The organism is Bradyrhizobium sp. SPXBL-02, assembly GCF_051853065.1.
Lineage (GTDB): Bacteria > Pseudomonadota > Alphaproteobacteria > Rhizobiales > Xanthobacteraceae > Bradyrhizobium.
Genome location: NZ_CP182474.1, coordinates 1 through 13,901 on the forward strand (window position 1 = coordinate 1; position 13,901 = coordinate 13,901).

General features: G+C 66.5%; 10 protein-coding genes. All 10 read left to right on the forward strand.

Features of this window, described 5'->3' with window-relative positions; genetic code table 11:
- Positions 1-58 precede the first annotated feature (58 nt).
- The 10 genes from dnaA to murA all read left to right on the forward strand — a co-directional run bounded on the left by dnaA (position 59) and on the right by murA (position 13,721).
- Complete coding sequence (dnaA, locus tag ACNJYD_RS00005) at positions 59-1,468, forward strand: chromosomal replication initiator protein DnaA (protein ID WP_172787963.1); 1,410 nt, start codon at positions 59-61, stop codon at positions 1,466-1,468.
- Positions 1,469-1,727: 259 nt separating this feature from the next.
- Positions 1,728-2,846, forward strand: a complete 1,119-nt coding sequence (gene dnaN, locus ACNJYD_RS00010) for a DNA polymerase III subunit beta (RefSeq protein ID WP_172787964.1) — start codon at positions 1,728-1,730, stop codon at positions 2,844-2,846.
- Positions 2,847-3,055: 209 nt separating this feature from the next.
- Complete coding sequence (locus ACNJYD_RS00015; protein WP_439364990.1) at positions 3,056-3,421, forward strand: endonuclease domain-containing protein; 366 nt, start codon at positions 3,056-3,058, stop codon at positions 3,419-3,421.
- Between the two features lie 89 nt (positions 3,422-3,510).
- Positions 3,511-4,647 (forward strand): DNA replication/repair protein RecF, encoded by a 1,137-nt coding sequence (recF, locus tag ACNJYD_RS00020; protein WP_439364992.1) that lies wholly within the window; start codon positions 3,511-3,513, stop codon positions 4,645-4,647.
- A 110-nt stretch (positions 4,648-4,757) separates the two neighbouring features.
- The gene (locus ACNJYD_RS00025; RefSeq protein WP_439364993.1) at positions 4,758-5,501 is read left to right on the forward strand and encodes a hypothetical protein; all 744 of its coding nucleotides are present in this window, start codon (positions 4,758-4,760) and stop codon (positions 5,499-5,501) included.
- 130 nt (positions 5,502-5,631) lie between these two features.
- The gene (locus tag ACNJYD_RS00030; RefSeq protein ID WP_439364995.1) at positions 5,632-7,785 is read left to right on the forward strand and encodes a hypothetical protein; all 2,154 of its coding nucleotides are present in this window, start codon (positions 5,632-5,634) and stop codon (positions 7,783-7,785) included.
- 133 nt (positions 7,786-7,918) lie between these two features.
- Entirely contained in the window at positions 7,919-8,614 is a 696-nt protein-coding gene (locus ACNJYD_RS00035; protein WP_439364997.1) for a hypothetical protein, read from the forward strand.
- Between the two features lie 283 nt (positions 8,615-8,897).
- Positions 8,898-11,333, forward strand: a complete 2,436-nt coding sequence (gyrB, locus tag ACNJYD_RS00040) for a DNA topoisomerase (ATP-hydrolyzing) subunit B (protein ID WP_439364999.1) — start codon at positions 8,898-8,900, stop codon at positions 11,331-11,333.
- 518 nt (positions 11,334-11,851) lie between these two features.
- The gene (locus ACNJYD_RS00045; protein ID WP_439365001.1) at positions 11,852-12,319 is read left to right on the forward strand and encodes a hypothetical protein; all 468 of its coding nucleotides are present in this window, start codon (positions 11,852-11,854) and stop codon (positions 12,317-12,319) included.
- A 106-nt stretch (positions 12,320-12,425) separates the two neighbouring features.
- Positions 12,426-13,721 (forward strand): UDP-N-acetylglucosamine 1-carboxyvinyltransferase, encoded by a 1,296-nt coding sequence (murA, locus tag ACNJYD_RS00050; protein WP_172787972.1) that lies wholly within the window; start codon positions 12,426-12,428, stop codon positions 13,719-13,721.
- Positions 13,722-13,901: the final 180 nt, after the last annotated feature.

Genomic DNA, 13,901 nt, shown 5'->3' on the forward strand with positions numbered 1-13,901 from the left:
AAGAACCCTGCATGGCGCTCACAACGCAACTATATCTCTCAAGAGAAGTTTTCTGACGATGACAATGGAACAGGATCGCTGGTCACGCGTGAAGGGTCGGTTGCGCTCGAGCGTTGGCGAGGACGTCTACACGAGCTGGTTTGCACGCATGGATCTGGAAGGCGTGCAGGACGAGAGTGTGCGGCTGTCGGTGCCGACGCGGTTCCTGAAGAGCTGGATCCAGGCCCATTATGCCGAGCGCGTGCTGTCGTGCTGGCAGGCCGAGATGCCGGAAGTGCATCGCATCGACCTCACGGTGCGGTCCGCCGTGCGTCCGACGGCGCAGCCGAAGGAGGCGCCCGCGCCGGTCGAGGCGCGCCGCGCGCCGACACCGGAATTGCGCTCGACCGCGACCGCACCGGTCTCGGCCAATCACGACGCGCTCGGCGGCTCGCCGCTCGATCCGCGCCTGACCTTCGCGAGCTTCGTCGTCGGCCGCTCCAACACGCTGGCCCATGCGGCCGCGCGCCAGGTCGCCGAAGGACGTCGCGGCGACCCCGTGATGTTCAACCCACTCTACATCCATGCCGGCGTCGGCCTCGGCAAGACGCATCTGTTGCAGGCGGTGACCTGGGCCGGCAATTCCGGCAACGAGCGCAAGGTGCTGTATCTCACGGCGGAAAAATTCATGTACGGCTTCGTCGCCGCGCTGAAGACGCAGACGGCGCTGGCTTTCAAGGAAGCGCTGCGCGGCATCGACGTGCTGGTGATCGATGACCTCCAGTTCCTGCAGGGCAAGTCGACGCAGGCCGAGTTCTGCCACACGCTGAACGCGCTGATCGACGCCGGCCGCCAGGTCGTGATCGCGGCCGACCGTCCGCCGTCCGATCTCGAAAGCCTCGATGACCGCGTGCGCTCGCGGCTCGCTGGCGGGCTCGTGGTCGAGATGGGCTCGCTCGGCGAGGAGCTGCGCCACGGCATCCTGAAATCGCGCGTCGCGGCGGCCCGCGCCCATCATGCGACGTTCGAGGTGCCCGAGGAGGTGCTGCACTATCTGGCGCGCACCATCACCCATAACGGCCGCGACCTCGAAGGCGCGATCAACCGCCTGCTCGCGCATTCCAAGCTCAACAACCGGCCGGTGACGCTGGAGATGGCCGAGCACGAGGTGCGCGACCTGGTGCGGCCGCAGGAGCCCAAGCGGATCAAGATCGAGGACATCCAGCGCGTGGTGGCACGGCAATATAATGTCAGCCGCTCCGACCTGCTCTCCTCGCGCCGCACCGCCAACGTGGTGCGCCCGCGCCAGGTGGCGATGTATCTCGCCAAGACGCTGACCCTGCGTTCGCTGCCCGAGATCGGCCGCCGCTTCGGCGGACGCGACCACACCACCGTGCTGCACGCCGTGCGCAAGATCGAGGCGCTGGTCTCCAAGGACACCGCTTTGTCCGAGGAAGTGGAATCGCTGAAGCGCCAGCTTCAGGAATAAAGGCCTAGGGCTCCCGCCCTGCTCCCGCCGCCCCGGCTTGCCTGGGCGGCGGTCTTCGTTTTGGGGCGGTAAATCGTGGGGAACTGGCCCCCATCCCTTGAATCGCCGGGGCATCCGCGGCACCTTGCGCGACCCAGGCGGCTTTGGTCATATCGGCAGGAATGATCCGGCCTTGCGGGGTCTTCGATGCCGTGGCGCGCGTCCCGCCGCCCGGCCTTCTCAACGCTGTGTTTTCCTTGGGGATCGGGCGAGTAGTGCAATGAAGGTTACGGTCGAACGCGCGCAATTGCTGAAGTCGCTGGGCCATGTCCACCGCGTGGTCGAGCGCCGCAACACGATCCCGATCCTCGGCAACGTGCTGGTGCGCGCCGAGAACGCGAAATTGTCGCTGAAGGCGACCGACCTCGACCTCGAGGTGACCGAGACGCTGCCGGCGGAAACCGCGACCGCGGGCTCCACCACGGTGCCGGCGCACATGTTCTACGACATCGTGCGCAAGCTGCCGGACGGCTCGCAGATCGTGCTGGAGGCCGACGGCGACCGCGCGGTGCTGGCAATCCGCGCCGGCCGCTCCCGCTTCACGCTGCAGACGCTGCCGGAGAACGATTTCCCGGATCTGGCGGCCGGCGACATGTCGCACTCGTTCTCGCTCGCCGCCAAGGACGTCAAGCGGCTGATCGACCGCACGCAGTTCGCGATCTCGACCGAAGAGACGCGCTATTACCTCAACGGCATCTATCTGCATGCCGCCGGCACGGCAAAGGCCGCCACCCTGCGCGGTGTCGCCACCGACGGCCACCGCCTCGCCCAGCTCGACCTGGTGCAGCCCAAGGGCGCCGAGGGCATGCCCGGCGTGATCGTGCCGCGCAAGACGGTCGGCGAGGTGCAGCGCCTGATCGAGGACACCGAGGCCGAGATGACGATCGAGCTGTCGCAGGCCAAGATCCGCTTCACCATCGGCAACGTCGTGCTGACCTCGAAACTGATCGACGGCACCTTCCCCGATTACGGCCGCGTCATCCCGCAGAACAACGACAAGGAGCTCGTGGTCGACAAGAAGGATTTCGAGAACGCGGTCGACCGCGTCTCGACGATTTCGAGCGAGCGCGGCCGCGCGGTCAAGCTGTCGCTGTCGGCGGGCAAGCTGGTGCTGTCGGTGACCAACCCGGATTCCGGCAGCGCGACCGAAGAGCTCGAGGTCGAATACGCCTCCGACGCCCTCGATATCGGCTTCAACTCCCGCTATCTGCTCGACATCGCCGCCCAGATCGAAGGCGACGTCGCAACGCTTCGCCTCGCCGACCCCGGCTCGCCGACGCTGGTGCAGGACCGCGACGACAAGAGCGCGCTGTATGTGCTGATGCCGATGCGGGTGTGAGGGGGTGGTCTTCCTCGCGCGACACTTTCCGTGTGGAGACAACCCCTCACCCGGCTTCGCTGCGCGAAGCCACCCTCTCCCACAGGGGGAGAGGGTGAAGCGACAGCCTTCTCCGTCGGAACAAGCGCGATGCAGGTTGCTGTGCCCTCTCCCCTTGTGGGAGAGGGCATCTCCGCTGACGGATACACACTCGGTCGGGTGAGGGGTTCGTGCCGCAGGAGCCGTCCCATCGGCCAGTCGCCAAGCGTCTCCGCCAGTTCGCGAAGAACATGCGACATGAGCCGACGGATGCTGAAGCTGCGATGTGGCGCTTGCTGAGGGATCGCCGGCTGTCCGCGTTCAAGTTCCGCCGGCAGGTCCCGTTCAAGAATTTCATCCTTGACTTTGTCTGCTTCGAGAAGCGCCTCGTGATCGAGATCGATGGTAGCCAACACGCGGAATCGCAGCGAGATGCGGCGCGCGAGGCGACGCTTGCTGCCGAAGGGTTTTGGACATTGCGCTATTGGAACAACGACGTACTTCAGCAGCCCACCTCTGTGTTGGAGGATATCCTTGCAAAGCTTGCCGGGCGGTAAGATACCCCTCACCCGTCGCCTCACTTCGTGAGGCGCCACCCTCTCCCACAAGGGGAGAGGGGAAGAAGCGCGTCCATGACAAAGAACTCATGACCCCCTCCCGCATTCATCGCCTGACGCTGACGCATTTCCGCAATTATCGGGCGGCGGGGCTCGAGACGGCGGCTGACCTGGTGGCACTGGTCGGGCCGAACGGGGCGGGCAAGACCAATTGCATCGAGGCGATCTCGTTCCTGTCGCCGGGCCGCGGCCTGCGCCGCGCGACACTGGAGGATGTCGCCGACAACCAGGGCGACGGCTCCTGGGCGGTGTCGGCGCAGGTCGAGGGCGCGCTGGGGCTCGCCACGCTCGGCACCGGCATCGATGCGCCGCGCCCGGACGCTGCCGTGAGCCGGCGCTGCCGCATCGACCGCGAGCCGGTGGGTTCGGCCAGCGCCTTCGGCGATCACATCCGCATGGTGTGGCTGACGCCGGCGATGGACGGGCTGTTCATGGGCGCGGCCTCCGAGCGCCGGCGCTTCTTCGACCGCCTCGTGCTCGCCATCGACAGCGAGCATTCCAGCCGGATCAACGCGCTCGAGCGTTCGTTGCGCTCGCGCAACCGCCTCTTGGAGACGCGCAATTACGACGACCATTGGTGCGACGCGATCGAGCGCGAGACCGCCGAGCTCGCAGTCGCGGTGGCGGCCACGCGCGGCCAGACCGCGGCAAGGCTGACCGGCATGCTCAACGCGCGCGCGCAAGCCTCCGCATTTCCGTCGGCGCAAATCGCGCTCGACGGCTGGATGGAGAACGCGCTGCTGACGGAGACCGCGACCTCGGTCGAGGACCGCTACCGCCAGATCCTGCGCGACAACCGCCCGCGCGATGCCATCGCCGGCCGCACCACCGACGGCCCGCACCTCACCGACCTCGCGGTCCTCTATGCGCCGAAGAGCATGCCGGCGCGCGATGCCTCGACCGGCGAACAGAAGGCGCTCCTGATCGGCCTCGTGCTGGCGCATGCGAGCCTGGTCGCCGAGATGACCGGCATCGTGCCGCTGCTGCTGCTCGACGAGGTGGTTGCGCATCTCGATCCGAACCGCCGGGCGGCGCTGTTCGATGAGCTGAAGAAGCTCGGCGCGCAGGTGTGGCTGACCGGTGCGGATCCTGCGGCCTTCGCCGAGATCGGCGCAGGGGGCGAAGTGTTTGACGTCGAGAGCGGACGAGTCTCGGCCCGCAGCTAGGCCGCCGCATTGAACCCGCTTGTTTGCGGCCACGACTAGCTGCTTGTGGCTGCAAGAGGCGGCCATCGCGCAGGATTTCACAACTGGCGCGATATCCTTGGAGCATGAGCATGGCGACGGTGGGGCGTGGGGCGCAAGCTCCGGCACGATGGCAACTCATTGCGTGCGGCCTTGCTCTCCTCGCAAGCTGCCTGCTCGCGGCAAGCGCCGGCGCCTTCGTGTCGAACCTGCCGCCGCTGTTCCCGGCCGCGCTGACGCTGGATCCCGCGGCCAGGCTGCCCGCGCCGACCCGCTATAGCTATCGTGGGATCCACACCACCGTGATGCCTGGCATCGAGGCGCCGCTCCGGACCAGGTTAGAGGCCCGCGTGCCCGCGGCGCTCAGTGAGGTGCTCGCGTTCTATCGGACCGAGCTTGGAAAGCTCGGCTGGCAGGAGCAGCAGGATGACGCGGTGGTCGGCGCCGATCACGCGCGCCTCGCCTTCGTCTCCCCGATCGGGCCGGCAGCGCTGGAGCTCGACCGCAAGGAGGGCAGCACCGCGGTGCAGCTCGTGCAGAAGAATTCGCAGGCCGCGACCCGCGCCAACGTCCTGCCTGAACCCGGCAAGGCCAAGCTGGTGTTCAGCAATATCGGCGAGAACGAAGCCGTGCTCACGATCAACCAGCGGACCATCCCGCGCCCCGCCGGCGCCAACGCCGTCGCGCTGGACCTTGTGCCCGGCACATACAGCTACGGACTGAGCGTGCCGGGCCATCCGGCCAGAACGAGCATGCTCACGGTCGCAGCCGGCGATACCTGGGAGCTCACGATCGGGCGCGACGGCGAGGCGTGGCCACCGCTGCAGCTGTACTGAGCCGCTGTTCGGCCATGGCTGTTGAACCTGGCCGGTTCCTGCCGCGACTTCTGGTCTGAGGCCGCGCCGATGGGGGCGTCGCCTGCAAATGCGCGGGCATGACGACCCCGCGCCATCCAGGAGCTTGACGATGTCGATGATCCCGCGCGGGACGCAAGTCCCGGCACGATGGCGGCTGTTGGCCTGCGGCCTCGTCCTGGTAGCGAGCTGCTCGATCGCGGCTGCCGCGGACAGCGGTATCGTCGATGTCCACGCGCTGCCCAAGCTCGAGGGTGCGGTGGAGGACACCGCACGGTCCGAATCCTGGCGCCTCGAATATCGCATGCCGACGTCGGAAGCGGTGACGGCGCCGGCGTTGAAAAAGCTCCTCGGCGCCGACGGCTGGGTGCCCTATCTGCGGCCGCTCGACGAAAAGAGCACGACGCTGAATTTCAAGAAGGGACGTCAGGGCCTGTCGGTTCATTTCACGCAAGGCGTCGGCCGCCCGGATCAATCCATGGTCACCTACGCCTCCGACCGGATCTACGGCAACGTGCCGTTCCCTGACGGCGCGACCGACATCATGTTCGATGGCACGAGGCCTTATCTCGGCTGCATCGCGCCCACCGCGCTCGATGCGACGTCGGATTTCTTTGGCCGCGAGATGGCTGCGATCGGCTGGCAGAAGCTCACGGCGGAGACCGCCGCGCGCTGGACCAGCAATCTGGATGAGACCATCCCCAACGGTCTGCGCGCGTATTACGCGCACCCTGATAACCAGGAGACCGGCTTCTCCAAGCAGAAGCCGGTGATGCTGACGCTGACCCGCCGTGACGATGGCCGCACCAATGTCGAAATCCGGGTCGCGCCGTTCGCGCTGCCGGAGGTGCTCGAGGCCGACAGCGAGATGGCCGGCCTACCGCGGCCCAAGCCGACCAAATCCGCGCGGAGCCTCGGCAGCGCCAGCTCCAACAAGCGCGAGATCTCGGCCGCCGCGATGGCCGAGCTGCCCGCCGTGCTCGCCTTCTACCAGCGCGAGCTCGCCGCACGCGGCTGGCAGGAGGACGGCAGCGCGCCGCTCGCACCCGGCGACGAGGTGGCGATCAAGATCTCCAACACCGATGAAACCGGCGTGCTGCGGCTCGGCCGCAAATATGATTTCACCATGGTCAGCCTCACCGCGCAGGTGAAGGACTCCGCGCTCGCCGCCCGCGCCAAGGCGAAGAAGGAGGCCGACGCGAAGTTCCTCGGCGATGCGCTTGGTGCGGCTCAGCAGCTCATCGCCGCTGACGAGGCGAGGCGCAAGGCGCAGGCCACCTCCCTGTCCGATGCGCCGCTCCGTGCGCTCGCCGACAGCAACACGCCAGTGCCGCTGCCCGAGAGCGCCGAAGGCGTGAAATTCGAAGGCGGCGACGGCCATCTCGAATTCTCCTCCACCTCGAGCGTCAAGGCGCTCACCGCGTTTTATCGCGCATCGCTCAAGCCCACCGGCTGGAAGGAGCAGCCTTCCGTCATCAACCAACCCAACATGGCGGTGATGGAATTTTCCAAGGGCGGCAAGTCGATCTCGATGACCGTGATGCAGATGGGACCGAAGGTGAATGTGAGCGCCAGCGGATCGGGCCTGGTGATGGCCGCGGCCAGGCCGGCGGCCGTCCCGGAGGTGCAGGCCAAATCCGCCGATCCGCTGAAGCCGGATCCCGAATCCCCGCTGCCGGTGCCGACGCAGCGCTCGTCGAAATCGCTCGCCACCTCGAAGATGCCGGGCAGCGAGACGCCGTTCCGCCGCGAGCTGGAGGCCAGCATCCCCGCTTCGCTCGACGAGGTCCTCGCCTTCTACCGTGCGGAGCTTGCAAAGCTCGGCTGGCAGGAAAAGACCGGCGGCGCGGCCGCGTCCGCGGAACGCGCGCAGATCGACTTCACCTCGCCGCAAGGCCCGGCCGTGCTCAAGCTCGGCCGCGCCAAGGGCGAGACCATTGTCAATCTGGCGCAGAAGAATGCGGATGCCGCGGCGAAGGCCGACATCATGCCGAAGGCCGGACAGGCCCGGGTGATGATGGGCAACATGGGCGACAAGGAAGCCTCGCTCACGATCAACAAGCAAACCGTCAAGATCGCAGCCGGCGCCGGCGGCCCGCAATCACCGAAAGGCCCGATGCTCGACTTGCCGCCGGGCAAGTACCAATACGCGCTACGCCTGCCCGGACGCCCGGCCCGCACCGAGACCCTCACCGTTGTCGCCGGCGAGGCCTGGGGCCTGCTGGTGGGCCCGAGCGGCGACGTGCTGCCGCTGCAGATGTACTGATCTCATGTTCGCGGGTGTATGGGCCTCGTTGAACCCGTCCGGTTCGTGGGGCGACTAGTCGTCGAGAAGGCGGCGGCGACCGTGTCGCAGCCGCTGCATCGCGCAGAGATCGCGGTATTCCTGGAGAGTGGGCATGACGACGGCAAGGCACGGGGCGAAGGTCCCGGCACGGTGGCGGCTGTTGGTGTGCGGCCTCGCGCTTCTTGCAGGCTGCTCTCAGGAGCCCCTGACCGCAGCAGATCCCCGCGCCGACATGCCCGTGCCGACGCGAGCCAGTCACTCCAGCTTCAGCACCATGCGCGCGTCCGGCATCGATGTCCCGTTCCGACGCGAGCTCAAAGCCCATGTACCCGCAGAGCTCAGCGAAGTCCTGGCGTTCTACCGCACAGAACTCGGAAAGCGCGGCTGGCAGGAGAGGCCTGATGGCGCGATGGTCGCCGCCGATCACGCGCGGCTCGTCTTCGCCTCCCCGAAGGGGCCGGGCACGCTGACGCTCGACCGCGTCAAAAGCGAGACCACAATCGACCTCGTGCAACGAAATACCGAGGTTGCGGCCAAGGCCAACTTCCTGCCGATCGCAGGACACGCGCGGCTGATCTTCGGTTATCTCGTACCTGATGTGGCCTCGCTCGCGATCAACGGCCAGACCATCGAGATCGCGGGCGGCGTCAACCATCCGCAAACGCTGGATCTGCCGCCCGGCACATACTCCTACGCGCTGCTGGTGTCGGGCCATCGGGTGCACACCGACACCATCACCGTGGCCGCCGGCGAGGCCTGGTCCCTCAGTTTGGGGGACGAGGATAAGAAGCCGGACCAGATCTACTGAACCCGATCGCCCGTTCCGGGGCAGCACGGCGCCTTCGGAACAGGCATCCATGTCACCGCAAAAACCACGCCTTCCACGGCCGAAAACCGCCCACGAATCGGGCTTTTTGCAGCGCCCGGAATCGCCCGGCAAAAGCCTTGAAAACTTGCCGAAAAACCCTATCTGCTCAAAGGGTTGCCGGGAGATACTTTGCGCTAGGCGCAAGCGGTCTTTCATGGCACAAATAGCTCGCAAATCAGCGCCTTTTGCGCCGCTGATTCGGGCGACATCTCGAAGGCCTCTCATGACAGAACCTGCTCGGCAGCACGCTGCCGAAAACGAGCCCTCCAACGCGAGCGATTACGGCGCGGAATCGATCCGCGTGCTCAAGGGTCTCGACGCCGTCCGCAAGCGCCCTGGCATGTATATCGGCGATACCGACGACGGCTCGGGCCTGCACCACATGGTCTATGAGGTCGTCGACAACGCCATCGACGAGGCGCTCGCCGGCCATGCCACGCGTGTCGACGTGATCCTCAATGCCGACAATTCCGTCACCGTGCGCGACGACGGCCGCGGCATTCCCGTCGACATCCACAAGGGCGAAGGCATCTCGGCGGCCGAGGTCATCATGACCCAGCTGCACGCCGGCGGTAAGTTCGACCAGAACTCCTACAAGGTTTCCGGCGGCCTGCACGGAGTCGGCGTCTCCGTCGTCAACGCGCTGTCGAGCAAGCTCGGCTTGCGCATCTGGCGCGACAACAAGGAGCATTACATCGAGTTCGCCCACGGCGATGCCGTGGCGCCGCTGAAGGTCGTCGGCGACGCCCCGGGCAAGCGCGGCACCGAAGTGACGTTCCTGGCCTCGACCGAGACCTTCAAGAACATCGAATATGATTTCGCTACCCTCGAGCATCGGCTGCGCGAGCTCGCCTTCCTCAATTCCGGCGTCAACATTGCGCTCTCCGACATGCGCCACGCGGTCGAGAAGCGCGAGGAGATGCACTATTCCGGCGGCGTCGAGGAGTTCGTCAAATATCTCGACCGCAACAAGAAGGCGCTGGTGCCCGCCCCGATCATGGTGCGCTCGGAAGCCAACGGCATCGGCGTCGAGGCGGCGCTGTGGTGGAACGACAGCTACCACGAGAACGTGCTGTGCTTCACCAACAACATCCCGCAGCGTGACGGCGGCACCCATCTGGCCGGCTTCCGCGGCGCGCTGACGCGCCAGGTCAACGGCTATGCCGAGGCCAATGCCAAGAAGGAAAAGATCGCGCTGACCGGCGACGATTGCCGCGAAGGTCTCACCGCCGTGCTCTCGGTGAAGGTGCCGGACCCGAAATTCTCGTCGCAGACCAAGGACAAGCTGGTGTCCTCGGAAGTGCGCCCCGTGGTCGAGAACGTCCTCAACGAGGCGCTCCAGGCCTGGTTCGAGGAGCACCCGAGCGAAGCCAAGATGATCGTCGGCAAGGTGATCCAGGCCGCGGCGGCCCGTGAAGCTGCACGAAAAGCGCGCGAGCTGACGCGCAAGAGCCCGCTCTCGGTCTCCTCGCTGCCGGGCAAGCTCGCCGACTGCCAGGAAAAGGATCCGGCCAAGTCCGAGCTCTTCATCGTCGAGGGCGACTCCGCAGGCGGCAGCGCCAAGCAGGGCCGCAACCGCGAGTTCCAGGCCGTCTTGCCGCTCCGCGGCAAGATCCTCAACGTCGAGCGTGTGCGTCCCGACAAGATGCTGTCGAGCGAGCAGATCGGCACGCTGATCACCGCGCTCGGCACCGGCATCAGCGACGAGTTCTCGGTCGAGAAGCTGCGCTATCACAAGATCATCGTGATGACGGACGCCGACGTCGACGGCGCCCACATCCGCACGCTGCTGCTGACGTTCTTCTACCGGCAGATGCGCGACATCATCGACGGCGGCTATCTCTACATCGCCCAGCCGCCGCTCTATAAGGTCTCACGCGGCAAGTCCGAGCAATACCTGAAGGACGAGCGCGCGCTGGAAGATTATCTGATCGACGCCGGCCTCGACGACTGCGTGTACATCCCCGGCACCGGCGGCGACCGCTCCGGGCGCGATCTGCGCGCGCTGGTCGACGACGCCCGCGTAGTCCGCAGCATCCTGCGCAACCTGCACAGCCGCTATAACCGCAAGGTGGTCGAGCAGGCCGCCATCACCGGCGTGCTGAACAAGGAAATCTACGGCGATCCCGAGAAGGCGGCGGCCGCTGCGCAATACATCGCGAGCCGGCTGGACAACCAGGCCGAGGAGGTCGAGCGCGGCTGGGTCGGACAATTCGTCGAGGGCCAGGGTTTCCTGTTCGAGCGCACCGTGCGTGGCGTCAAGGAAGCCGCCGTCATCGACGACGCGCTGCTCGGCTCCGCCGAGGCCCGCAAGCTCGACGAGTACACGACCAGGCTCCAGGACGTCTATGCCCGCTCCGGCAAGCTGCGGCGCAAGGATACAGAGCACATGGTCCACGGTCCGGTCGATCTGTTCGAGGCCGTGACCGACGCGGGCCGCAAGGGCATCACCCTGCAACGCTACAAAGGCCTCGGCGAGATGAATCCGGAGCAGCTCTGGGAAACGACGCTGGACACCGAGGCGCGCTCGCTGCTGCAGGTGAAGGTCAAGGAGGTCGACGAGGCCGACGACATCTTCACCAAGCTGATGGGCGACGTGGTCGAGCCGCGCCGCGATTTCATCCAGGAACATTCGCTGAGCGCGACGATCGATATTTGATCGCCTCCCAAGCTCGTAGCTCTCGGTGCCAGCCAAGCACTCGCTGCACCTCTCCCGCTTGCGAGAGAGGTCGACACGCTCGCAGAGCGTGGCGGGTGAGGGCTTTCTCCTCTAGGGGATTGTCCCATTGCGGAGACACCCTCTCCCCCGCCCTCCCCCGCAAGCGCAGGGCTATCGCATATGACTTCTCGCGGCGGCCGGTGCGCACGCCTCGTCCTTCGAGACGGCGCTGGCGCGCCTCCTCAGGATGAGGCTCATCAGCGTCAGTGCCTCTTGAACCGTAGCCACGCACTCCGTCCTCATCCTGAGGAGCCCGCCTCAAGCGGGCGTCTCGAAGGATGGCCGCGGGGAAGGGCTCTCAAATGCGATTGCCCTGCCCGCAAGCGGGGGAGGGAGCGCACCGCCGTCCTGGCTACGAGCCCCACTGCACTCTAGGCCGCTCCTGAACCTCCCCACCCGCCATCGCGACGAAATGGCATGAACCCGCAAGGCCCATTCCGGCCGGGAAGTGTCGCGCCATGACCGCCTCTGCTACGACCAGCTCCGCTGCGCCCTCACGCCGCCTCGGCATCATCGGCAGCATCGTCGGCGTGCTGGCACTGATGGCGGCTGTGCTGCCGCATTGGGTCGTGCCGATCGTGTTTCCGCCGCCGCCGGCGGACAAGGTGATCGTCGACACCGGACACCGCATCAAGGACCGCATCGTCGCGAAGGTGAAGGGCGTGGAGTATCAGGCTCCGAAGGTCGAGAAATCGGCCGGACGAAGCTGGAGTGAAACCGCATCGGTCACGGCAATCTCGCTCGGCCTGCTCGCCATCCTGCTCTCGGTGCTCTCCCTGATCTTCCGGGAGGAGTGGCTCCTCGCCGCGGTCGCCGCCACACTCGGCACCGGCGCCATCGCCATCGAAATCTCCTTCTTCATGATGGGGGCCCTGATCCTGATCGCGATCCTCTACGTGATCGGGAATATCATCGGGCTGTTTTGAGGGGCGCTTTGACGGGTGCGGGTCCCAGCCAGCACAATTGCTCCCGCGGTCAAATCTCTGTAGTTTCCGCCCGAAACAGCCCACCCAACAGGACAGCGAGAACCTCGTGGCGCCCATCCAATACATCGTCGAGGGCGGTCACCGGCTCTCGGGCTCGATCGAGCCGTCCGGCAACAAGAATTCGGCGCTGCCGATCATCGCCGCCGCACTGCTGACCGAACATCCGGTCGTGCTGGAGAACGTGCCGCGGATCCGTGACACCGAGACGCTGGTCGAGCTGGTCCGCTCGGTCGGCGCGTCGGCGGAATGGTCCGCGCGCAACACGCTCCACATCCACGCCAAGAGCATCCGTGCCGCCGATCTCGACCCCGAGCTGTGCGTGCGCATCCGCGCCTCGATCCTGCTCGCCGGGCCCCTGCTCGCCCGCTGCGGCGAGGTGATGCTGCCGCCGCCGGGCGGCGACGTCATCGGCCGCCGGCGTCTGGACACACATGTGCTCGCGCTGGAGCAGCTCGGCGCAAAGGTCACCGCGACCGACCGGCTCGAATTCCGCGCGCCCAAGCTTGCGGGCGCGGACGTATTCCTGGACGAGCCGAGCGTCACCGCGACCGAGAACGCGCTGGTCGCGGCGGTCGCCGCCGACGGCACCACCTATTTGCGCAACGCGGCCTCCGAGCCGCATGTGCAGGACCTCGCCAATTTCCTGGTCGCGCTCGGCGCCAGGATCGAAGGCATCGGCACCAACACCATGATCATCCATGGACCAGCGACGCTCGGCGGAGCCACCTACCGGATCCAGCCCGACCATATCGAGGTCGGCTCGCTGATCGGGCTCGCCGCCGTGACGCGCTCGCCCTTGCGCATCACGCGCGCGGGCGTCGAGCATCTGCGCTCGATCCGCATGGGCTTCGAGCGGCTCGGCATCGTCTGCCGCATCGAGGGCGACGACCTCATCGTGCCCTCCAACCAGACATTGAAGATCCAGGACGATTTCGGCGGCCATGTGCCCAAGCTCGAGGACCAGCCCTGGCCGGCCTTCCCGGCCGACCTGATGTCGATCGCGATCGTCACCGCCACGCAATGCGAGGGCGTGATCCTGATGTTCGAGAAGATGTTCGAATCCAGGATGTTCTTCGTCGACAAGCTGATCGCGATGGGCGCGCGCATCGTGCTGTGCGATCCGCACCGCGCCATCATCGCCGGCCCCAGCCGCCTGCACGGCGCGACGATGACCTCGCCCGACATCCGCGCCGGCATGGCGATGCTGCTCGCGGCCGTCTGCGCCGAGGGCACCTCGACCATCAACAATGCCGACCAGATCGAGCGCGGCTATGAGCGCATCGAGGAACGGCTGAACGCGCTGGGTGCGAAGATCAAGCGCGTGCCGGAGCGGAAGGGCTGAGGCGTTCTTCCTTCTCCCCTTGTGGGAGAAGGTGGCGCGAAGCGCCGGATGAGGGGTATGCCTCCACAAATTCCGGTGAGAGTTGGACTCGTGGATAAAACCCCTCACCCGTCTCGCCGCTTCGCGGCGAGCCACCCTCTCCCACAAGGGGAGAGGGGAAGAGGTAAGCCTCTCGCATCG

Excerpts from the sequence above, each read along its gene's own strand:
- dnaA (WP_172787963.1), top strand. The coding sequence starts at position 59 with ATGACAATGGAACAGGATCGCTGGTCACGCGTGAAGGGTCGGTTGCGC.
- dnaN (WP_172787964.1), top strand. The coding sequence starts at position 1,728 with ATGAAGGTTACGGTCGAACGCGCGCAATTGCTGAAGTCGCTGGGCCAT.
- recF (WP_439364992.1), top strand. The coding sequence starts at position 3,511 with ATGACCCCCTCCCGCATTCATCGCCTGACGCTGACGCATTTCCGCAAT.
- ACNJYD_RS00025 (WP_439364993.1), top strand. The coding sequence starts at position 4,758 with ATGGCGACGGTGGGGCGTGGGGCGCAAGCTCCGGCACGATGGCAACTC.
- ACNJYD_RS00030 (WP_439364995.1), top strand. The coding sequence starts at position 5,632 with ATGTCGATGATCCCGCGCGGGACGCAAGTCCCGGCACGATGGCGGCTG.
- ACNJYD_RS00035 (WP_439364997.1), top strand. The coding sequence starts at position 7,919 with ATGACGACGGCAAGGCACGGGGCGAAGGTCCCGGCACGGTGGCGGCTG.
- gyrB (WP_439364999.1), top strand. The coding sequence starts at position 8,898 with ATGACAGAACCTGCTCGGCAGCACGCTGCCGAAAACGAGCCCTCCAAC.
- ACNJYD_RS00045 (WP_439365001.1), top strand. The coding sequence starts at position 11,852 with ATGACCGCCTCTGCTACGACCAGCTCCGCTGCGCCCTCACGCCGCCTC.